Below are 22,735 nucleotides of genomic sequence, written 5' to 3' on the forward strand. Positions count from 1 at the left end.
CTGCTCCTGACGACACAGACATTGAGCGATCACCAGACGAGCGACATGGCCGGATGCCTTCGCAAAGTCACGAACACGGTTTGTCGTCACGGCACAATGTAACCAGCCCATCCATACCCCATCGCTTGGCCGACTTTTCCACATAGCCGCTGTCATAGAGGGCGAAATAGGCGTTCCGCACGGCCTCCTCGAGCTGAGGATCGTTCTTCCGCATGACGATCCCGATAGTAAGCGGGTCCACGGGAAGTCCGCCTACCTCGAAGCGGTTCTGGATCAGATGGATGAAGTAGCCAATTGTCATGGCATCGCCAACGAACGCGTCGACGCGCTTCAGTTCCAGCTGTCGAAACACGGTGGTGTTTTGCGGGTAGGACTGAATCTCGATCGGTTTCTTTCCTTCAGAAACGGCCTTGCTGCTGGCTTCCTTCAGGAGGCGCTCGGTGGTGCTGGATACCAGAACCGCTGCGCGATGACCGGAAAGATCCGCAAAGTTTTTCAGAGCCAGTGGATTGCCCTTGGGAACCATCAGGCCCAGGCGCATCGTCATGTAGTCAACAAAATTGTAGCGTGCGACACGGGTAGGGCTTTTTGAGCTATTCGACATGACCGCGTCACATTTCCCGGAGTCGAGCGCCGCGAAGATGTCAGCAAAAGGATAGTTGACCACTTCGCTCTTGATCCCCATCGCGGGCCCGATGGCAGACATGATGTCCACATTGAAACCCTTAGGCGTCGCGCCATCTTCGGCAAGGAAGCCACCCGGCGGATTACCGAGTTCCGTGCACAACACGATCTTGCCCGCTTTCGCGAGTTTCTCGGGCGGCTCAACGCTTTTGGCTACCTTGGTCGGTAGTTTGATGTCGTAGGTGGTACCCGCAGCTATGTCCTCAGCACGGGCTGTCAGGGTCGTCATGCTAGCTGCAACGATGAGGCACCCACTGAAGATCGCTCTGTAAGACCGAAGAATCATGGTGTTCCCTTGGTGTGATCGCTTCAAGGCCACTGATCGAAACCTGCCACACTGCAGCACTAGTGCAGCCTGTTGCCTGGATCGAATTGTCGATGGCGTTTCTGCGGACTGGATTTATCAAATGATAGAAAGGATCAGGGACGACCATACACGGTTACGAGCTTGCGCAACCTAGGCCTATCGGTAACGCCGTCAGCCCGAACTCGATCATGGTTGCGCATAGGCAAGGTTGCCAGGCGTCCCGGACTGCATGTCAGGTCTCAGACAAGCATGCACCAGAGTACGGGATGGCTGGATAAATCAGACGACTGCCTTTCATGAAGTGTCTCCGTAGTAAGTTCTCATGCCCGCTTCACGACGCGGCCTCTAGCCAGCGCCCAAAGCTCGCGATCGCTTTCTTTGCGATCAGATGCCGTTTCTTGAGCACCGTGATCAAAGCATATGTTTATCAAAAAAAATGTACAATGTCTTTTTCGTTATTGAACATTATGATTGGAGATGGATCTCAAGACGCTCGTCGCGCAGGTCAGTTCGCGGACCATGCGCGGAATCGCTCTGGAGGTGGCCGAACTCATCCGCAACGGAAGGATCCCCATCGGAACTAAGCTGCCTCCGGTTCGCGACCTCGCCGAAGCGTTCGGGGTAAGCCCTGCCACCATATCCGGTGCATGGAAACATCTACGCTCCTTCCGGATGGTCGACGGCGGAGGCCGTACTGGCACATGGGTACGCGGTGATCAGACAACACTGCGGCCAGCACGCTATGAGGACTTCGCAAACTACGGCGAAAACATAGTGGCGGACCTCCGCTTCGCTTCGCCCGATCCGGAACTGCTGCCCGACACCAAATACGCCCTGACTCAGGCACATCAGTTGCGCAATCTTCATAGCTATTCTCGGGAGTCCATCTGCAGCGAGTTGAAGAATGCCGTGGCGCCGGGCTGGCCATATGCCGAATGCATGTTTACTGCTGTTAACGGTGGATACGACGGTCTCCACACCGTGTTGCAGATAATCGTTGTTCCCGGCTGCGCGGTGGCAGTCGAAGATCCAACTACATTGCGCGTGTTCGACATTCTGGAAAAGCTCGGCGCGCGGCCAATCGGCGTCGAATGCGACTCACAAGGACCACTCCCGGAATCGCTTAGGGCCGCCCTTGGGCAGCACCCGGTTGCTTTCGTCTATCAGCCGGGCTCCCATTCGATCACTGGTATGCGCGTGAGCCCGTCACGGCTCGAAGAGATGCGAAGACTTTTAGTGGGTAACGCGACAATGATCGTGGAGCTCGATGGTCTGGCGGGTCTCGCCAGCACCCCTCCCCTTACCCTTGGGTCCGCGTACCCTGAGCGCACTGTGCATATCCGTACGTTCTCAAAATCCCTGGGAACGGACTTCCGGCTGGCCGTGCTTTCTAGCTCCCCGAGATTTGCCGATCAGATCCAGGCACTCAGGAATTTTCGCGAAGGTTGGACCAGTCGGCTATTACAAAGCGCAGCCGCTACTCTCCTCACCGATCAAGGGTCGTTGCATCAGGTCGCCCTTGCTCGCGACACCTATGCAACCAGACGAGCGCGACTGGCTGCCGCGCTTGCAGAACGCGGATTGTCGGTCTCTGGACAGGACACATTGTGCGTCTGGCTGCCTGTCCGGGATCAACAATACGCGCTGGTCACACTCGCTGCGCGCGGGATTGCCGTACAGCCAGGTTCCCGATTTCAGGTTGCGCACCGACCTCATATCCGCGTCGCAACTAGCATTAGCGTTGAACAGGTCGCACTGATTGCCGACGCACTGGCCGAGGCAGCCGGGACCTTCGAGCGACCGATGAGCAGCGACGCACACTGAACTACGATTACCGCGATGCTGACCTAAGTGGATCGCGGCGTGGCCAAAGAGGCGCGCTGTCTACCGACCATGATTGCCTTTCGCCGACCCCGATGGATTTCGGCATCTGCGATGGGATTCGAACCTTCAGGTTAGCAGGCCCGGTCTTAAAGAAAGCATTTGCCTGTGGAAGGCGTATCGGTCTGGATGGCGGCCTTTACGGCGTGCTTTGTTTGGATTTCAGAACGTCAGTTGTAGCCCAGGATTGCCGCCGAATAGGCATCGGCACCGTCGCTGGCGCTGCTGGCCAATGATGACATCGGCGCCCGCAGCAAGATCGCATACTGCGACTTCTGCGCTGCACTGTTGCTCACTGGATGCGAGTCGAAAGCGGTTGCAGTGTCGGATACCCCGAACGCCGCTATGTTAACTTCAGTGGGAAGCATTTCTCTACCTTCGTTAGAGTTGCTGGACGACAAAGCATGCGGACAGTGGCATCAGGGCCATCAACCATTTCTTCCGGTATGCAGGGTTTCGACGGCACGGCTCACCAGAAATTCGAGTAGCGGCTCAATTCTCGCTGCTCGAATTTCGTCGTACGCATAGGGCATCTGCTCGTGCATATACGTGCGCTGCGAAAGCTCAAGTTGCAGCGCATGGATGCCGTCTTCCGGCCGGCCGTAGTGACGGGTGATGTACCCCCCTCGAAAACGACCGTTTGCGACCGCCGAGTACGCACTGCGGTGCTGTACAGCGCCGGCCATCGCTTCGGCAAGACCCGGTAACGCACTCCCTCCGCCTGCCGTGCCAAAATTGAAATCAGGCAATACCCCGTCAAATAAACGCGGTACCTGCGAGCGAATCGAGTGCGCATCCCACAGCAACACGACACCGTGCTTTTCCTTCAGCGCATCCAGTTCGCGAGCGAGCGCATCGTGATAGGGCTGCCAGTAGACAGCGCGTCGACGCGATATTTCCTGATCTGTGGGCACGTGCCCGCGGCGATAAAGCGGCTCTTTCTCAAATGTGTCGAGTGGCACCAGTCCCGTGGTGTCTTGCCCTGGATAGAGGTTTGCGTCATCAGGTGGGCGATTGAGATCGATCACGTAACGTGCACACAAAGGTTTAATGATCGAGGCGCCAAGCCGTTCCGCAAACGAATACAAGCGATCCAGATGCCAGTCGCAATCGTCGGTTCGCGAAGCCACATCCGTCATCGTTGCAGCGATGTCTTCCGGGATTTGAGTCCCGAGGTGAGGAATCGACAAGAGTAATGGAATCTTGCCTCGATGGAGAAAGAAAACTGGCTCGTCCTTGCGTTCGATCATTTCCGATTCCTGCGGTGTCCTGGATTAGCGGCCCAGCAACTCGCCGAGCGCGGCCTTGTAGCCCCTATATGCATCTTCTTGGTCACGATGGACGCGGTCCTGCACAACTGCATTGCCACTCACATAGACATCTCGAACAACGTTTTCGCCATGCTCCGCGAAGATCACTGACGAAAGCCATGCGTCCGGCACATCGCACGCGATGCTCGGATGATTCGCGTCCAGGACAATCCAGTCAGCGCGCTGCCCGACTGCGAGCGCACCGACCGCCCGCCCCGTCGCCTGCGCACCACCATCGAGCGCGGCAGCGAACAGACGGTCCGCTACGCGCGGCATGTCGGTGGAGGCAAGCACATTGCGCTCTCGCCGCAGGAGCCGCTGCCCGTATTCAAACAGCCGCAGTTCCGCGCACCAGTCGACGCCGATATGGCTGTCGCTGCCCACGCCGATGCACCCGTTTTGCGCCAGATAATCGTGCGCGGGGAAAATGCCGTCGCCGAGATTCGCTTCCGTCGTCAGGCACAAGCCCGCGACGGCGCCGCTTTTCGCGAGAGCCGTGGTTTCACTGGCGTCGATATGCGTGGCATGCACGAGGCACCAGCGTTGATCGACGTCGAAGCGATCGAACAGCCATTGCACTGGACGCGCGCCTTCCGTTTCGACGCAGGCGCCCACTTCCGCCATCTGCTCGGCGATATGGATGTGCACGGGCGCACCTGGCGACATCGCGTCGAGTCCGTTCAGCAACGCGCGCAACGATTCGTTCGATACCGCGCGCAATGAATGCGGCGCGACACCATAGCGTAATGCGCCGTGTTCGGGGCGCGCGCGGCGCAGCGTGTCAAGCAGGCCGAGCAGGCTGTCGGGCGTATTGATGAAGCGGCGTTGGTCCTCGCGCGGCGGTTGCGCGCCGAAGCCCGCGTACTGATACAGCACGGGCAGCATCGTGATCCCGATGCCGCTCGCGCCCGCGGCATCGACCACGCGCTGCGCGAGTTCGGCCTCGTTCGCATAGCGCTGACCATCCTGCATGTGATGCACGTAATGAAACTCGCAGACGGACGTGTAGCCCGCTTTCAGCATTTCGACGTACAGCCATTGTGCGATCGAGGCGAGCGTTTCAGGGGTGATGCGCGCCGCGAAGCGGTACATCAGGTCGCGCCAAGTCCAGAAACTGTCGACGGCATTCGCACGATATTCGGTGAGACCTGCCATCGCGCGCTGGAACGCGTGCGAGTGCAAATTCGGCATGCCGGGCAAAACGGGGCCGCGCGCTCTTTCAACGCCTGCGGGAGCTTGCGTATCGGCTGCGACGGCGGTCAGCGCGCCCTGCGCGTCCCATTGCAGCAGCACGTTGCGCCGCCAGCCTGCGGGCAGAAATGCATCTTCAGCGAACAGCGCGTGAGTAGGTTGAGCCATGTTCAATTCCATTCGATTCGCGCTCATCGAGCTCGACGCAAATGCACTGTTTCACCGCCGCACACTACACGCTCGCACAACGGGCGGCCGATCCATAAGCGATTGGGATCGCCCTGCGGGCTGAGCCTCAGATGGCTCCAGACGGTTTGCTTCATGGCACGGCTGTCTTTTGGTGAGCTAGCGGGCTTGAGATGGTTCGGTGTAGCGGATAGCGACGGCGACCAACGCGCCCGTTCCTTTGATCTCGCACGCAAGCGCGCGTGCGTCGTCGATGCGCAAGGTGTCGTTCGTCTCGAGCGTCGTCGTGCTTTCCGATGCGCTGTCGCCCGTCGTGACATGCAGCTCGCCATGCGCGCAGAACAGCAGCGCGACATCGGCATCGAGTTGCGCGCGGTGAACATCGCGCCACACGTCGACGTCGCCCGTTGCCGCGCCGCGCCGCACCATCAGGTTGAAATCGCGCGTGGCGCCGTCGACGAGACGCGCGTCGACCGCCGTCTCGCCTGGGAAGCGTGCAATATCCAAAGGCGCGCGCAATGCATGCGTGACGCCGCCCGCTTCATCGAGCAGCATGCCGGCGCCCGACAGTAGCGCAAGTGTCCGGTCGATGCCCGCGAAACGCGAGAACGGACCGGCCTGCGCGACATCGGCGACGCTCACGCGCCACACGAACGCATCGAGCGCCGCGCCTTCGGGAAACGCAGCGACTTCGCGCGTGAGGCCGCCGCCGTTCTTCCATGGCGACGCCACGAGACCCGCGCCGCGAATGAGCGTGGTGTTGGTCACGCTCAGCGGCCCAGCATCGGCAGCATGAGACCGGCTTCGCGCGACGTCTGCTGCGCGAGTTCGTAGCCAGCGTCCGCGTGACGCATCACGCCCGTCGCGGGATCGTTGAACAGCACGCGGCCAAGGCGTTCATGCGCCGCGTCCGAGCCATCGGCGACGATCACGACGCCCGAGTGCTGCGAGAAGCCCATCCCGACGCCGCCGCCATGATGCAGCGACACCCACGACGCGCCGCCTGCCGTGTTCAGCAGCGCGTTGAGCAGCGGCCAGTCGCTGACCGCATCCGAGCCGTCCTTCATCGCTTCCGTTTCGCGATTCGGGCTCGCGACGGAGCCGGTATCGAGGTGATCGCGTCCGATCACGATCGGCGCTTTCAGTTCGCCGTTCTTGACCATCTCATTGAACGCCTGGCCCAGCCGATACCGATCCATCACGCCGACCCAGCAGATACGCGCCGGCAAGCCCTGGAATCCGATGCGCTCGCGCGCCATGTCGAGCCAGTTGTGCAGGTGCGGATCGTCCGGGATCAGTTCCTTGACCTTCGCATCCGTCTTGTAGATGTCCTCGGGATCGCCCGATAGCGCAACCCAGCGGAACGGCCCCTTGCCTTCGCAGAAGAGCGGGCGGATGTAGGCCGGCACAAAGCCCGGGAAGTCGAATGCGTTCTCGACGCCCATTTCCAGCGCCATCTGGCGAATGTTGTTCCCGTAGTCGAGCGTCGCCGCGCCGCGTTCCTGCAGAGTCAGCATCGCACGCACCTGAACGGCCATCGACTGCTTCGCGGCCTTGACAATGCTCTGCGAAGCAACCTTCTGCGCCTCGCGCCATTGCGCGACGGTCCAGCCTTGCGGCAGGTAGCCGTTGATCGGATCGTGCGCGCTAGTTTGGTCGGTCACGCAGTCCGGCGTGATGCCGCGCTCGACGAGTTCCGTGAACACGTCGGCCGCGTTGCCGAGCAGGCCGATCGACACGGGCTTGCCCGTGCGCTTCGCTTCCTCGATCATGCCGAGCGCCTCATCGAGAGTCGTTGCCTTCTTGTCGACGTAGCGGGTCTTCAGGCGGAAGTCGATGCGCGTCTCGTCGCATTCGACCGCAATCATCGAGAAACCCGCCATCGTCGCCGCGAGCGGCTGCGCACCGCCCATGCCGCCAAGGCCCCCCGTCAAGATCCAACGACTCGACGGATCGCCGTTGAAGTGCTCGTTCGCGACCGCGAAGAAGGTTTCATAGGTGCCCTGCACGATACCCTGGCTGCCGATGTAGATCCAGCTGCCGGCCGTCATCTGGCCGTACATCATCAGGCCCTTGCGGTCGAGCTCATGGAAGTGATCCCAGTTCGCCCAGTGGGGCACCAAGTTCGAGTTCGCAAGCAGCACGCGCGGCGCATCCTTGTGCGTGCGGAACACTCCGACCGGCTTGCCCGACTGGATCAGCAGCGTCTCGTTTTCTTCGAGATCCTTCAGCGACGCGAGGATCTGGTCGAAGCAATCCCAGTTACGCGCCGCGCGGCCGATGCCGCCGTAGACGACCAGCGCATGCGGATGCTCGGCTACTTCCGGGTCGAGGTTGTTCTGGATCATCCGGTACGCGGCTTCCGCGATCCAGGTCTTGCAGGTCTTCTCGCTGCCGCGCGGCGCGCGGATCGTGCGTGTCGGGTCCAGACGCGGGTCGATGTGTTTCGGGTTGTTCATGACGTTCCTCCTACTCAGTGCAAGTTGACTTCAGAGGCAAAAGACAAAGGGGAGTACGTCGCAATTGCACCGCTCAAAACCTGATCCGCGATTGCCTCGATATCCGGAGCGAAATAGCGATCGACGTCGTAATGCGGGACATCGCGACGGATCGCGTGCATTACCTGTTTCAGGGTGTGGCTCGTCTCATAGGGAGCACGCAAGTCGACCCCTTGCGCAGCAGCCAGCAATTCGATTGCGAGGATGTTAGCCACGTTATGTGCAATATCGCCCAGCTTACGCGCTCCGAACGTCGCCATGGACACATGGTCCTCTTGGTTTGCCGATGTAGGCAGCGAGTCGACAGACGCCGGGTGAGCGAGGGTCTTATTTTCCGACGCCAGTGCAGCAGCCGTTACATGCGCAATCATGAACCCAGAATTGACCCCTCCATCCTTGACGAGAAAAGGAGGAAGACCTGACATCGTTGCGTCGACCAAAAGTGCAATCCGGCGCTCAGACAACGCTCCGATTTCGGAGGCCGCAATTGCAAGATTGTCCGCAGCAAATGCAACAGGCTCCGCATGGAAGTTCCCCCCAGAAATCACCTCAACGGCTTCCGGGAAGATAAGCGGGTTGTCGGACACAGCGTTGGCTTCGATCAACAGCACATCCGTCGCATGGCGGATCTGGTCAAGACATGCGCCCATGACCTGCGGTTGGCAGCGCAGACAATATGGATCCTGCACCTTGTTACAGTTCACATGTGATGCGTTGATAGAGGAGTTGTCCAGGAGCGTCCGATAAGCGGCAGCAGCATCGATTTGGCCCTGGTGCCCGCGCAATGAGTGAATACGCGAATCGAACGGCTTAACGGATCCCATTGCAGCGTCAACAGACAGTGCCCCTGCGACCAGTGCGGTGCGATACAGATCTTCGATCACAAACAGGTTGTAGATGGCAAGCGCGGTGGATGCCTGCGTACCGTTCAGAAGCGCCAGACCCTCCTTCGCCTGCAGGGGAAGCGGAGACAGCCCGGCAAGTTCAAGTCCTTGCCGCGCGCTCATTCGCTCGCCCTTTGCGAAGACATCGCCCACACCAAGCAGAGCCGCCGACATATGCGCCAAGGGAGACAGATCTCCAGAAGCACCTACGGAACCCTTAACCGGGATTACCGGCAATACGTCTGCGTTGAACAGGGCGATCAACGCTTCCATTACCTCTCGCCGAATGCCGGAGTTTCCTCGTCCGAGGCTGGACAACTTAAGCGCGATCAGAAGACGGACAACCGGTCGAGACATTGGCTCACCAACGCCTACCGAGTGGGATAGCACCAGGTTCTTCTGTAGCAGTTCAAGTTGGTCGCGTGGAATGTGGGTGCTCGCCAGCAGCCCGAAGCCTGTATTGATGCCATACGCGGGATCGCCTTTTGCAACGATATCAGCGACCGCCTTGGCACTAGCATCGATCGCAGTAAAACTTCCCGGATCAAGCTCTAACGATACGTTCGAGCGCGCTATTTGACGCAGTTGGGCAAGCGATACTTTCCCGGGTGTAAGAATCATTTTACAAATCCTGTCTGTTCATTCGTTCCGTCGGCCAATCGGGCGGGTTGAACACCTCAGCCGAAGCAACCCAGTTCAAACTAATTCGCTGTGGCGAGCTGGTGCCCGGCGATGAACTGTCGTAGTCGCTGAGACCCGCCCCCGCCAAACACCTGTTCCGGTGTGCCGTCGATATCGACCTGCCCCTGGTGAAGGAAGACGATGCGGTTCGACACCTCTCGGGCAAAACCAAGTTCGTGAGTAACTACCAGCATCGTCCTTCCTTCCTCAGCGAGAGATCGCATAACGCGAAGTACTTCACCAACCAGTTCGGGGTCGAGAGCCGACGTCGGCTCGTCGAATAGCATTACTTTCGGACGCATTGCGAGCGCACGTGCAATGGCCACGCGTTGCTGCTGACCACCCGAGAGCTGTGCCGGGTACTGCTCTTTCTTGTCGGCCAGTCCGACTTTCGCGAGTAGCACTTCGGCTTCGTCGATCACTTCGGCTTTGGGCCGCTTTTGCACGCGTGTGGGACCTTCAATGAGGTTCTGCATCACAGTCATATGGCCCCAGAGGTTGAAACTCTGAAAAACCATCGCAAGTTCGGTACGGATTCGCTGGACTTGCCGGCGGTCGCTGCGATGCAACTTTCCGTGTCTATGTCGAGCCATATCGAACGCTTCGCCCGACACGGCAACGGACCCCTCGTCCGGAGTTTCAAGGAGGTTCAGGCAGCGGAGAAACGTGCTCTTCCCCGATCCGCTCGCTCCGAGGATCGAAATCACGTCACCTTGGTGGGCATCGAGCGAGATGCCCTTCAGGACATGGTGATTGCCGAACCACTTGTGGATATTCTTCGCCGAGAGCGCGGAGGAACTTCCGTTATCCATCATGTCTTCCTTACGCGGTGGTCGATCCGCCCGCGACACAGTTGCGGTGCCGGTATCCCGCTCAATTCCCGGCACCCGTTAGTCGCCGCCTCGCCAGAATGTTCGCACTGGCCCGGATGAAGGCGTTGGCGTTCGCGCCAGTCAATTTGCCTGTAATGGGTAGGCGCGCCACGCCCATCCGTCTGTCGCGAGCGCCAACTTCCGGACCTGATGTCAGTCGGCCAGTTCGACCGTCATCCAGATCAGGTTCTTCGACTCAAACGTCGATTCCCAAACAGCTTTACCCACTTCGGCCAGCTTGGCTGCGTCGGCTTCATCGATCTCTCCGAGAACTGGCTGCGAGAGATCCTCGGTGGTCGGTCCATACTGGACGATGAACTTCTGACCGGTGGACTGCGAGAAACGGATCCGGCCGATCGGCGCGTCGCAGATGCGTTCACGCAGACGAATCGGCGCCGTGCTGACGAACGGCGACCATGCGTACATCGACTCGCCCGTCACGACGGCGTGATCCTGAATGGTCGTAAAGGGGAGCGCAGCGGCGAGGTCGGCGCACAGTTCCGGGTTCTCTTTGGTGGCCAGTGTGGCGTTGACCGTGATGTTCAACGGCTTCCATGTGATCCGGATCCGTTGACCGCTGCGGATGTGCGCACGAGTTGCGCCGAGATCTGCCACGGGAGGCGGGGCGGCCTGCAGACGCTCTGCCGGGTACTGGAAGTATTTGCCGAGACCCCACGGGAAGTAGTGGAACGACCAGGCCTGCAGCTTGTTCGTGTACTCGGTGAACGCGCGCAACGCTGTCACGACTTCTTCCCTGGAGGGGTTGTCCTTCAGGTGAGCGCGCAGCTCCAGCGCGAGGGCCCCCATTTTTGGAAAGCCACTGTAGCGCAGATAGTTGCTGTAAGCCTGGTCCAACGCGTCGACGATCTTCGACATCTGTCGCGGCTGAAACTCAGGATCCTCTGCCAGTACGACCAGCGGATACAAGGTATACATCGAGTAGTCACGCAGCATGCCGTGTGCGATGTCCCACGTTCCAAAGTATTGACCGTAGCTGCCGGCAGGGATTTCCATCTCGCCAAGGCGCAAATCGGCAATCTCTTTGGGCTCTACGGTCATCATGCCATCGGTCAATGCCTTGAGCTCGGCCACGAATTCTTTCAACGTTTTTTGCTTCTGGGACATCAGGTTTCTCCAGTGGTGACTGAGGTAATCCGGTTTAACACCACTTCATTAGTAGTACGAATTACCAGTTAAAAATCAATTTACTTCTGGCGGCCAGGAATTTCGGGCTGCGCGGCCAGGTTCGTCGTGAATGAAAAAGTAAGGGCAGATGTCAGTTCATACTGCTGTACATCATCGTTCCGCCAGTTATTGGCATCTGGCTACCGGCAAATTCAGCTTGCTGTCTCCGGGTGGGGATTCTTCCCAACGCGTGTTTCAGGTCTACGCCTGGATCGGAGATGCCTCGACAGCCGCTTTTCAATGAAATGCTGGACCAGGGTCCACAAGCCAGTGAGCGCAAGGTAGTACACCGAGACGCCCAAGTAGACTTCAAACGTCATGAAGGTAGCTGCTTGCAACTGCTCAGCAACGCGGAACATTTCAGCGACACCGATCACGCTAAGTAACGAGGTCGTCTTCAGCATGTTGTTGAACTGATTTCCCAACGCCGGAACCAGCAGTGGCAACGCCTGCGGCATGATGATCCGATGCATTGTCATACCCGGAGTCATCCCAATCGCCTGCGCAGCTTCCCACTGCCCTCGAGGAATGGCCGTAATGCTGGCCCGCGTGATCTCGCTCATGTATGCACCCTCGTGCATCCCGAACGCGAGAATGCCCGCGATCAATGCACCGCTGATCTCGAACGGACCGATATGCATCACAGCCGGAAAAAGATCGAATCCAACAAGATAAGGAAGGCCGAAATAAATCAGGACCAGCTGAACGAGAACAGGCGTGCCTCGGAAAAACCAGATATAAACTTGGTTGCCCCCTCTGAAAATTCGACTGGGAGCCATGCCGGCGATGGCCAGGACGAAGCCAATCACTGTGCCGAGAAACTGCGCGATCGCTGCTGCTACAACCGTTGCCACCAGTCCTTTGAGCAACGCGGGACTGGGCGAAAACACAAACTTCAGGAAGAAGCTTGGATCGAATACGACATGAATATTGGTTAACACAATTGCTTACCTCTCTCCTTGATCCCGCTTACGTCATGTCCGAGAGCGTGCCGTCAGTTCGAAGTGCGCCAACTATCCCGGATTTGTCTCTGTCAGAAGCAGGATCACGATCGACATGAACTGATCGGCGCCGGAATACCACGCTATGACCGTCTCTCACACGCGGACCGCCCTTTGCTTTCTTCACTACATACAAAGCCCGCCAGCAAGACCGTCAATGCAGGACGCTATCGCCCGATAGCCGAGCCGTCTCCTCCGTAATGGCGCGCTGCAACGCCTCGTCCGTAACCGTTTCGCCAGCCGCCGTCAAACGCTTGCGCACGGCATCAACCAGAAGCTGGCGATGCGCTTTTGGTCCTTGCAGCGCGGCCGTGGCAAAACGGGCGCGCACTGCGTCAGGCCAGATTGCGTCGTACACCTTGCGCTCCGGTCCCATATCGAAGGCTGCTGGAGCGTTTGTCGAGCGACGCTCTGCCCGCGCGACTTCCGTAGCGCCGTAGTTGATCGAACCGTCCGACTCAAAAACGACCCCATAGTCCTTAAAGGCTGCCTCGGCGGACAGCATGCCGCGCTGCATGTCGTTCCGTATCGCGTCAGGATCCCGGTCAAGGGGATCGCCAAACCCACCGCCGGACGGTGTAATGAGGCGCAGGACATCGCCGCGTTTGAGCTTGAGTACTGTTACGCGCTCAAGTACCTCCTCATCATCCTTGCCTGGATTCAATACAACCTCGGCCATCCGGCCAGGGTGCCCACCGTGCACGCCCCAAGGGCGAAAAGAAAATCGATTCATGCCGCGAATCGTCATGGTCGCTTCGGCATCTGTGTTCTCCATCTCCATCAGGAGTGCAGCACCGCTGCGCCAGCGGCCGGGCGAATAGCTGTCTTCGAGAAGACGCGTTGCGTGAACAAACAACACCGTCTCAACTTCAATGACCTCAGTCGGAACGCTTTTCAGATATCCGGAACGCGAGTCGATTGCATCAGTGCCATCGCTTCCAGCGCGCCCCCCGCCACCGCCACACAGCGGGTTGATGACACTGACCCGTCGCTTTCCGCTGCGCGGGTCTCGTGCGCTCAGCACGATCACCGCCGACATGCCCGGACCCGAAGCCGTCAGCCCACCCTTCAGAGCCTGCTGCAGACAGCCAAGCAACGTGTCATAAACGCGCGTGCTCGCCGCGACCCGCGAGCCACCTGCGGCAGGAAACTCTGCATTGATGACGGTGCCTCGCGGCGCATGCATCGTGATTGCGCGCAGCAAGCCGGCGTTCCGGGGCGCATCCGGTTCTACGGTGAGCAGGTAGTAAAGGAATGCCTGGACGGTGTATGGATGCGTACGATCGCCACTAACGAAGTTGTACGCCGCTGGGATCTGTGGGTCTGTACCATTGAAGTCGAACGTGACGCCGTTCCCATGGACGCGCATTGCGCAACGGATATAGGTATGCTGCCCCGGCTCAATCCCCTCCAGGTAGTCACCGAACTCATAGATACCGTCAGGAATCTTCGCAATCACTGCTCGCGCTTTCATTTCCGCAAACGAGAGGACGTCACGCATACCCTGCTCGACCACGCTTCGTCCATACGCCTCGCACAACTGGTGAAACCGTCGGTCCATGCTCTGTAAAGCCGACAGCATGGCTTTCATGTCGCCCCAGAGATCGTCCGGAATCCGGCTGTTATCGAGCAAGAGACGACGAACGTCCTCGTTTATCTCACCCTTCTTGTAAAGCTTGACGGGGCGGATGCGGATACCCTCCTGGAAAACTTCGGTGAATGCAGGCGAAATGCTTCCGGGTACTGCGCCCCCGATATCTGATGCGTGAACAAAGCCCCATGAGAACGCGATCAGTTGTCGTTCGACGAAGATCGGGCGGACCATCGTAACGTCCATCATGTGAGTGACGAGACCATCGGTCGAGAATGGATCGTTCGTGAGGAAGCAGTCGCCCTCGTCAATGCCGAGCTCGTGCAACTGCTCGATCGTCTTCTGAAGAGGAACGCCGATGAACGAACTCACACCTGATTGACTCGGGTACGCAAAGATTTCTCCCTCAGGCGTGGCGACTGCGCACTGATAGTCCTGCACCAGCTTGACGAACGTCGTGTGAGCTGTGCGATACATGACCGCTGACGCTTCCTCGACGATCGCGGTGAAACGGTTATTCATTACTGCTGTCCGGACCGCATCCATCTCAAGACTCCCTCGTCAACAGGATATTGCTGTGTGAATCGACAGTCGCCAGATAGCCGGGCGGCACAAAAATTGTCGTGTCGTTCTGCTCAATGATCGCTGTCCCTTGCAGCGAGTCTCCGGCACACAGACGTTCCCGAGCGTAGACTTTGCACGCCCCCGCCGACCGTCCCGCAATCTGGATATCCCTCAGCCCAACAAGCGCGTCAGCCGCGCGATCCTGGCGAGACGAAACCACTTCAGGCGTCGGGATGGGCAGCATCCCCCTGATGCGCACGCGGAACTCGGTAAATTCCACAGCCGCCGATGGGTCGGAGTGCGCGTAAAGTCGCTCGTGCTGACGATGGAACTTCTGCTCCATTGCTGCGACATTGCCCGTCTTCGCCGCGTCAGCCGGCACATTCACCGTCAACTGGAACGACTGCCCGCAATATCGGGCGTCCGCACGATATTCGAGAATGGTTTCCTGAAGGCCCGCGCCAACGTTCTGGCCCGTCAACCATTGATGTGCACTGGTCTCGAGCGAAGCGAATTCCGCTCGCGTTGTTTCGGCATCGACAGCAATGCCCTGCATGCTTTTCACGTTGTCGTGCGTCAGCCCTGCTACCAGTCCGCCAAACGCGCAGAAGACCGATGGCATGCCAGGGACGAGTACGCGACCGATGCCAAGCTCCGCCGCCAGCAGCGGCCCGTGGAGCGAGCCGGCACCACCATAAACAACCAGCGTGACGTCGGCCGGGTCGAGACCATAGCGCGCAAGGTAAGGCAGGACACTTGCGACCATGTTCGACGTAGCAACCGTGAGGCATGCCTCAGCTGCCATCACCACGTTCATACCGAGCGCTTCCGCTATCGGCCGCATCGCTGTTTGCGCCGCTGCCAAGTCCAGAGTCATCCGCCCGCCGAGGAAGTGGTCCGGATGGATCAGGCCACAAAGCAGGTATGCGTCGGTCACCGTGGGCTGCATCCCACCATGTCCGAAGCAGGCAGGACCCGGCCGCGCTCCGGAACTGCGCGGACCAACGCGCAACACACCTCCATCCACCCAGCAGATTGAACCACCACCCGCTCCAATTGCTTCGATACCGGTAACCGGCATCATCAACGGGAAATCACCGACTTCTGCTTCGCCAGTAATCGACGGTTCCCCGTCCTGAATAAGCGAGATATCTGTGCTGGTTCCGCCCATGTCCATGGTGAGCATGCACCGCTCATCAAGAGAGACACCAAGGTACTGCGCCGCGGACACGCCGGAGGCCGGGCCCGAGAGCAGGGTATGCACGGGCAGCGCCCGAGCCTCTGCGGCAGCCAGCGCGCCACCATTCGACTGCATGATGAAAAGCTTCGAGTCGGGCAAACGCTCGCCAAGCCAACGTTCAATTTCCGCGATGTAAGCGGTCATCCGAGGCTTGACGTAGGTATTCAGCACTGCAACGATGGCGCGCTCGTATTCACCAATCTTTGGCCAGATGTCGCTGGAAACCGATATGTTCTGGATACCTGTCGCCGCAATGATTGCGTCGCGGGCGGCATGCTCATGCGACGGGTTACGGAAGCTGTGAAGAAAAGCGACGGCAATGCCCTCGACCCCAGCCTCTTTGGCTTGCAATGCAGCTCGTTTAACGGCGTCCAGGTCGATTTCCTTGCGCACACGACCTGCTGAGGTCATGCGCTCCGGAATTTCAAAAACCAGCTCGCGTGGCACGAGAGGCTGCACGCGATCCCCGAGAAGATCGATCGCGCGACGCAGGCGCAGGCGCTGCAGTTCGAGAATGTCGCGAAAACCCTCCGTCGTAAACAGCGCAATCGCCGGTCCGTTTCGCTCAATGACGGTGTTGGTAGCGACGGTAGTACCGTGCACAACAACGATCTGCTCCTCAGCGCGAGGTTTCATGCGTTTGAGCATTTCCTCGCAGCCAGTCTTGAAGCCCTCTGCAAAGTGAGGCGGCGTCGAGGGGACTTTCAACGTCTCAACTTTCTGCTCTCCTCCTTCGCGCCATGCGGCGAAGTCGGTGAACGTCCCGCCGATGTCTACTCCGATCTTAAGCATCTTATCTCCGTGTCTTCTCACGACAAGGTTCGCTACGTTGCATTAACCGCGTTTCTCCAGACACGAGGCGCGGTTGCCGCGCACCACTGGGTGAATCTGGACGTATGACGCTCAGTCCATGCATCGGGTGAATGCAGGGCAAGGCACTTCCAGGCTTCTCTTCCAGGTTGTTCACCAGCGAGGCTGCAAAGCCTGGCACCGGGGATCACTGGCCGTCTGTTCACGATGGATGTAGCTTATGTTCAATTCGCGAAATGTACAATATGTTTTTTGTTATTGAACTAACAGCGCAACCAATCTTCCGCAGGGCACCCGTTCGCTGGCAGGTTTGAGAACTGATTTCGTCGGGGCGCCCTTGGTCGGAAGGCTGCCAATGGTTGCTTCACGATGCGACTCGTCAATCTACGGGGCCAGATACCAAGCGCCGCACAGCGCAAGTCGTGACTGGAGCGTCGTCGAAGGCTGCTTCACGCCTGACCACCGAGCGTCCAGCCTTCGTGACAGCGAAGCCAGGCATACCGCGTGAAGCAGTTGCTGACCATCGGATGGGAGGAAAGAAATGTGGGAGATCAGAGAGCGCCACTCATGTGGGCTTTATCCTCGGGATGGCCACCTACCTAAAAAGGGCCGACACAATGATTTGCCTACTCCCCGGTCTCCATTCTAGTTTCACTTAGGGGCAGGGATGGGCCGAATTACATGCAACGACGCCGTTTTCGATCCCCCAGCGCTTGATCAACTGCGTCATCCCGCCACTGGCGTTCATCTTGTCAATCGCGGCCTGCACCGCATTTTTCAGATCGACATTTCCCTTCGGGATCGCAATGGACATCGTTTTCGGCGGCACCGGCACTCCACCAATCGAAAACCGCCCGCGAGAGCGCGACATGTAATAATTCATAACCACCGTATCGCTCACCAGAGCGTCGACCCGTCCAAGGCTCAAATCCTGGAAGGCGACGGCATTTGTTCCCAATTCGACAATGTCGATCGGAGGTCTTCCACTTACTTTCAAATCGTCGCTGATCTTGTGCAGTGCCTTCGAATTATTGCTGCCAAGCAGTACGGCAACGCGTTTCCCCGAGAGGTCTTCGAATCGGGTCAAATGTTTTGGATTCCCAGTCGGAACCAGTAGGCCGGACCCAAACCTCCAGTAGTCAACCAGCTCATACCGTTGCGCGCGCTCTGGCGTTTTGCCGAGACTGGCAACTGCCAGATCGCACTTTCCGGTGTCGAGTGCAGCAAAAAGACCGGAGAACTGATAGTTGTCTATCTTCGCCGCGACCCCCATCGATGTCGCAATATCATTCATCATGTCGACGGCCGCACCCTTCGGTGTCACACCATCATCTGCGATACCCTCTGCTGGTGGGTTCTCAAGATCCGAACAGAAGGTCAAGATCTTCTTCGCCTTAATCGATGCGGGCGCCTCAACCGAGGCTGCCGCCGCCGCCCAGCTTTGAGCAGTCAACAACACAGCAGCCCCGACTACTGCCATACCTTTGATCCAGCGCATACAGACTCCTACATGTGTTAACCAATGTGCCTTCGTTATCCCCACCGAAGCTTTCGGCGGGTCGAAGGTCGCTCGACGCTTTTCACCGCGTCGAGGTGTCTCTCTCGCCCGGTGCCGCGATAACTGTTCGCCCTTGCCGGGTATGACTTAAAAGCGCACTGGCCAGGTGTGGCAGCCCCCGTCAGAACTTATGGGTGATGCCGACGCGTACGTCGCCCTGCGTGCTAGCCAGCGACGGCGTTGTGTACCAGCCCAGTTCTGGATTAACCCCTGACGAAGCCTTCACGAAATCGCCCGATAGATACACTGTGGTACGTTTGGACAACGAGTACTGAACGCCTGCCGAGACCTGATTCCACGTATGTCCTTGGAGGGTATCGTGCTGATAGCCTGCGGCCACCAACCACGCCGGAGTCAGTTGATACGTCGCCCCGCCTTCATAGACATGCATATACGACGTCATATTCTTGTGGCCAAGTTCGGTATTGGTGAAGTTGGCCATCATGGTCAGCTTGCCGATCTGGTAACTGCCACCGATCGCGAAAATCTTGTACGTATCGAGCACAAAGTTCGAAACGAGGTCCGTCTCCACGTTGTTCGACACTGTCGCCACCGTTTGACCAAAGAAGACTGGCGTACCAAGGCGGTTATAAGGATCGATAGCATATCCGGGCAAGGAGGCGTACGCGACACCCAGACGGACGGGACCATTGGTGTAATTACCACCCACCTCCCACGCACTGCCTGTGTGGAAACTGCCCGCAACGTTGCTGAACGAATACATCACACCAGCCCTGAACCCAGCAAACTTGGGCGTTGTGTACTTCACGGCATTGGGCAACCGTGTACAACTCATCCGGTCGATGTCACCCTGATGAATGCCGTATCCGCTTGCAATGAAGCTCACGTTGTAGTCGCAGACATAGTCCGAAATAATGTCGTACTGGTCACCCATCTGCAGGGTGCCCCACGTCTGGTTGTCGAGGCCCACCCACGATTGACGGCCGAATACGGCCCCGCCGTTCGCTGCCTTTCCGGTATTGACGTTGAAGCCGCCTTCCAGGGCAAAGATGGCTGCAGTGCCGCCACCGAGATCCTCCCGGCCTTTGAAGCCCCAACGGTTACCGTGTGCAATCCCGCTATCCATCTTGATGTTTTTGTGTCCGCTCTCGTTGGACACATACGTGATGCCATCGTCGATCAATCCGTATAAGGTCACCGTGCTCTGTGCGTGGGCAACGCCGACCGTCGAAGTCAATCCGCCAAATGCAAGCATCATTGCAACCTGCTTTTTCATCGCGACAATCCCTTTATCATTTAGTATTCCTAATTATTTGCTTAATACCCCACAATCGGTGGATGAACTTCCGCATCGATACGGTGCACCCTTGTGGAACTGCGCCGCTCAGCTACGTTGACGGCAGCTTATGTTCGCCAAAAAAAATGTACAATGTGTATTTTGTTATTGAACTAAAATCTAGGGGAAGTCCTGAGCGGTCCTGTCGAATCGCGGATGGCCGCCCGCGCGGGTGGGTCCCCAACGTTGCGGCAGCTCCTCGCACATCAGTTGCGTCAGAGCAACGCCTGAACGAAAGGCGTAGTCGTCCCGGCCGTCGGCTTGCGCCGCTCGAAGCTGTACACTTCGCACTATGTTATTGAACATAAGAGAAGCGAATGGACGTCCAGTCATTTGTTGAGCAAGTCAGCGCGAGGACGATGCGCGGCATCGCGTTAGAGGTTGCGGAACTGATCCGCAGTGGCGCAATCCCGGTCGGCACTCAGTTACCGCCGGTGCGCGACCTTGCCGAGGCGTTTGGCGTGAGCCCGGCTACCATTTCCGGCGCGTGGAAACAGCTTCGCGCGGTGCGCATGGTGAGCGGCGGGGGTCGTACCGGTACGTGGGTACGCGGTGACCAGACGTCCCTCAGACCGGCGCGCTATGAAGACTTCGCGAACTACGGCGAGAACATCCAGGCTGATCTGCGTTTTGCATCACCCGATCCGGAATTGCTGCCTGATCTCCAACATGCATTGGCTAAAGCGCATTTGGCCCACAACCTCCACAGTTACGTCCGCGAGCCGATTTCGCTCGAGTTGAAAGCCGCCATTGCCGGCGATTGGCCGTACAAGGACTGCACCTTTACAGCGATCAATGGGGGGTACGATGGACTGCATGCGGCGCTGCAAATGGTCATCGTACCCGGTGCCACGGTAGCAATCGAAGACCCGACCACCTTGCGTGCGTTCGATATCCTTGAAAAACTCGGTGCACGGGTCATCGGAGTGGATTGTGATTCACAAGGCCCGCTTCCTGAATCGCTGGCTGCCGCGTTGCAACAGCGTCCTGTGGCTTTCGTCTATCAGCCTGGATCGCACTCGTTGACCGGGAAGCGAGTCAGCCCGAGCCGGCTGAACCAGTTGCGCAAAGTGCTTACCGGCAAGTCAACACTGATCATCGAGCTTGATGGCCTCGCGGGCTTGGCCAGTGCGCCCCCGCTGACCCTGGGTTCCGCATTTCCTGAGCGGACTGTACATATTCGTACTTTCTCAAAGTCCCTGGGAACCGACTTCAGGCTTGCAGTGTTCTCAAGCACCGAAAAATTCGCGGACCAGGTTCAGGCATATCGGAACTTCCGCGAAGGCTGGACCAGCCGGATTCTGCAATGCATTGCGGCAACACTTCTCACGGATCCCGAGTCACTGCGTGAGGTCGCCACTGCTCGCGAAACGTATGCAAAGAGGCGTGGCGTTCTGACTGATGCACTCGCGGAGCGAGGGATAACCGTGTCGGGGCAAGATGCGTTGTGCATCTGGCTTCCTGTATCCGACCAGCAATACGCTTTGGTAACGCTCGCTGCACGCGGGATTGCCGTACAGCCAGGTTCACGGTTCCAGGTCACACCGAGACCGCATATCCGTGTCGCCACGAGCTTCGGGATGGACCAGGTAGATACGATTGCCGACGCTCTGGCGCAGGCAGTCGGCGCACTCGATGGCCCGATCTTGCGCAGTTGATTACTTAAGCCGGCGACCGTTCGGTCGTCTGCTCGTCTCGACTGGAAGCAACAAGATCAACTGGGCGAGTCGCAAGGCCCCGTCAACTGCTGGCCTTCTCCTTTGGGACTGGCTGAACCAAGCATCGCCGCGCCGCATCAATGACCAATGCGCTAATCGTCGCGAGCGGCTCGGGCTCCTGCTCCCAGTGATGCCAGTACAAATCGATCATCAAATCATGCTGAGGAGCGAGCGCAATCAGTCGGCTGCTCCCGATCAGCGGCTCGGCCTGCATTGCGGGTACGAGTCCGTAACCGAGGTCGTCCAAGATCGCATTGAGCAACGCCGCCGGCGAAGGAAAATAGTGCCTGGGATATCTGGCGACCGTCACCCCGAAATGCAACTCAAAAAACAGATCGTGCAGGGCGTCCTTTCGGTCGAACAGGATGGCGGCCGCCTCTAGTACGCTGGGCAACGTCAGGCCACCGGCGAAATGTTCTCGGGCGAATACGGGTGTGGCGACACACTGATAGCGCATCTGCCCGACCGGCTCGGCCATGAAACACTCGACAACCGGCTTCCGTTGAGTGGATAGGAAGCCTTTGACGTCGCCGCGTGCAAGCGCCTCGAGCGTATGGTCCTGATCATCCACGACGATCTCGAGGGCCACATGGTGTTGCGCCAGCTCACGCGTTACCGGCTCGAACCAGGTGGCAAGGGAATCGGCATTGACGGCAAGCGCAAGGGCTGTAGTCGCGGCTCGCCCTGGCGTGACACGCCTAAACAGGTCATCCTCCTGAAGCCGGACAGTCATGAAATGATGAAAAACCTGTTCTCCCGCTTTTGTAGGCATCACATTCGGTTCGCGTATCAGGAGCAGTGCCCCGATCGACTGTTCGAGCCGTTTGATCCGGCGTGTCACTGCTGCAGAAGAAACGTTCAGTGCAGCCGCCGCTTGCGTGAAACTGCGGTACTCGACCACCGCGGCAAACGTCTCCAGCTCGATCATGTTCAACATTGCGCCCACTTTGATCGGCACTCCTCTGTATTCGATAGCGCGCGTGACCACGGGACATCAACGCCATGCAGCGGCTATACCTGTGAGATGCTGACGTTCCTGCGTATTCAACTGGCAGGATCGGTGCACGGCTTGGGCGAGCGAAGCTCAAGAACTGCGGCCAGCAGCCTTCGCCTCCCAGAAGGCGTATATCACCGATTTAATGGGTCCTGCCTAGGGATGGTGTTCAAAACTCACGCATTTCCGAGTGTTCAACCGGCCGCCTGCTGGGCACAATAGGCACATGAGACAAACCGACCTGAACCTTGACCTGACGAACCGGCGCACGCGCAAGCGCGCG

General features: G+C 58.6%; 17 protein-coding genes. 2 read left to right on the top strand and 15 right to left on the bottom strand.

The features are described 5' to 3' along the window. Positions 1-67: 67 nt before the first annotated feature. A complete protein-coding gene (locus tag AB4Y31_RS30735; RefSeq protein ID WP_223258778.1) occupies positions 68-913 on the bottom strand; it encodes an ABC transporter substrate-binding protein in 846 nt (281 codons plus the stop codon). A gap of 555 nt (positions 914-1,468) precedes the next feature. Here AB4Y31_RS30735 and AB4Y31_RS30740 point away from each other — a divergent pair. Then, positions 1,469-2,815 carry an aminotransferase class I/II-fold pyridoxal phosphate-dependent enzyme gene (locus AB4Y31_RS30740; RefSeq protein ID WP_368677275.1) on the top strand — a complete coding sequence of 449 codons (1,347 nt, stop codon included), beginning with the start codon at positions 1,469-1,471 and terminating at the stop codon, positions 2,813-2,815. Between the two features lie 227 nt (positions 2,816-3,042). Here AB4Y31_RS30740 and AB4Y31_RS30745 read toward each other — a convergent pair whose 3' ends face one another. The 13 genes from AB4Y31_RS30745 to AB4Y31_RS30805 all read right to left on the bottom strand — a co-directional run bounded on the left by AB4Y31_RS30745 (position 3,043) and on the right by AB4Y31_RS30805 (position 19,680). Further along, complete coding sequence (locus AB4Y31_RS30745) at positions 3,043-3,240, bottom strand: hypothetical protein (protein WP_368677276.1); 198 nt, start codon at positions 3,238-3,240, stop codon at positions 3,043-3,045. Positions 3,241-3,300: 60 nt separating this feature from the next. Beyond that, positions 3,301-4,122 carry an N-formylglutamate deformylase gene (hutG, locus tag AB4Y31_RS30750; RefSeq protein ID WP_368677277.1) on the bottom strand — a complete coding sequence of 274 codons (822 nt, stop codon included), beginning with the start codon at positions 4,120-4,122 and terminating at the stop codon, positions 3,301-3,303. A gap of 24 nt (positions 4,123-4,146) precedes the next feature. Next, positions 4,147-5,541 carry a formimidoylglutamate deiminase gene (locus tag AB4Y31_RS30755; RefSeq protein ID WP_026229491.1) on the bottom strand — a complete coding sequence of 465 codons (1,395 nt, stop codon included), beginning with the start codon at positions 5,539-5,541 and terminating at the stop codon, positions 4,147-4,149. A 177-nt stretch (positions 5,542-5,718) separates the two neighbouring features. Then, complete coding sequence (locus AB4Y31_RS30760) at positions 5,719-6,327, bottom strand: HutD family protein (protein ID WP_020566079.1); 609 nt, start codon at positions 6,325-6,327, stop codon at positions 5,719-5,721. Between the two features lie 2 nt (positions 6,328-6,329). Further along, positions 6,330-8,018 carry a urocanate hydratase gene (gene hutU / locus AB4Y31_RS30765; protein WP_368677278.1) on the bottom strand — a complete coding sequence of 563 codons (1,689 nt, stop codon included), beginning with the start codon at positions 8,016-8,018 and terminating at the stop codon, positions 6,330-6,332. 14 nt (positions 8,019-8,032) lie between these two features. Beyond that, positions 8,033-9,562, bottom strand: coding sequence for a histidine ammonia-lyase (gene hutH, locus AB4Y31_RS30770; protein ID WP_368677279.1), 1,530 nt, complete (start codon positions 9,560-9,562; stop codon positions 8,033-8,035). 80 nt (positions 9,563-9,642) lie between these two features. Continuing rightward, positions 9,643-10,437 (bottom strand): ABC transporter ATP-binding protein, encoded by a 795-nt coding sequence (locus tag AB4Y31_RS30775; RefSeq protein WP_018439687.1) that lies wholly within the window; start codon positions 10,435-10,437, stop codon positions 9,643-9,645. A 210-nt stretch (positions 10,438-10,647) separates the two neighbouring features. Continuing rightward, on the bottom strand, positions 10,648-11,619 hold the full coding sequence (locus AB4Y31_RS30780; protein WP_018439688.1) for a hypothetical protein: 972 nt from the start codon (positions 11,617-11,619) through the stop codon (positions 10,648-10,650). 212 nt (positions 11,620-11,831) lie between these two features. After that, on the bottom strand, positions 11,832-12,620 hold the full coding sequence (locus AB4Y31_RS30785; RefSeq protein ID WP_020566080.1) for an amino acid ABC transporter permease: 789 nt from the start codon (positions 12,618-12,620) through the stop codon (positions 11,832-11,834). A gap of 214 nt (positions 12,621-12,834) precedes the next feature. Further along, positions 12,835-14,817, bottom strand: a complete 1,983-nt coding sequence (locus AB4Y31_RS30790; RefSeq protein ID WP_368677280.1) for a hydantoinase B/oxoprolinase family protein — start codon at positions 14,815-14,817, stop codon at positions 12,835-12,837. Position 14,818: 1 nt separating this feature from the next. Further along, positions 14,819-16,867, bottom strand: coding sequence for a hydantoinase/oxoprolinase family protein (locus AB4Y31_RS30795; RefSeq protein WP_368677281.1), 2,049 nt, complete (start codon positions 16,865-16,867; stop codon positions 14,819-14,821). A gap of 673 nt (positions 16,868-17,540) precedes the next feature. Next, a complete protein-coding gene (locus tag AB4Y31_RS30800; RefSeq protein ID WP_018439692.1) occupies positions 17,541-18,383 on the bottom strand; it encodes an ABC transporter substrate-binding protein in 843 nt (280 codons plus the stop codon). Between the two features lie 181 nt (positions 18,384-18,564). After that, positions 18,565-19,680 carry a porin gene (locus AB4Y31_RS30805; protein ID WP_018439693.1) on the bottom strand — a complete coding sequence of 372 codons (1,116 nt, stop codon included), beginning with the start codon at positions 19,678-19,680 and terminating at the stop codon, positions 18,565-18,567. Positions 19,681-20,057: 377 nt separating this feature from the next. Here AB4Y31_RS30805 and AB4Y31_RS30810 point away from each other — a divergent pair, with 377 nt between their 5' ends. After that, positions 20,058-21,398: a PLP-dependent aminotransferase family protein gene (locus AB4Y31_RS30810; RefSeq protein ID WP_018439694.1), complete on the top strand. Its 1,341-nt coding sequence runs from the start codon at positions 20,058-20,060 to the stop codon at positions 21,396-21,398. 82 nt (positions 21,399-21,480) lie between these two features. On the opposite strand, the gene AB4Y31_RS30815 is transcribed toward AB4Y31_RS30810, so the two are convergent. Further along, a complete protein-coding gene (locus tag AB4Y31_RS30815; protein ID WP_018439695.1) occupies positions 21,481-22,395 on the bottom strand; it encodes an HTH-type transcriptional regulator ArgP in 915 nt (304 codons plus the stop codon). Positions 22,396-22,735 lie beyond the last annotated feature (340 nt).

The organism is Trinickia sp. EG282A (assembly GCF_040965455.1).
Classification (GTDB): Bacteria; Pseudomonadota; Gammaproteobacteria; order Burkholderiales; family Burkholderiaceae; genus Trinickia; species Trinickia symbiotica.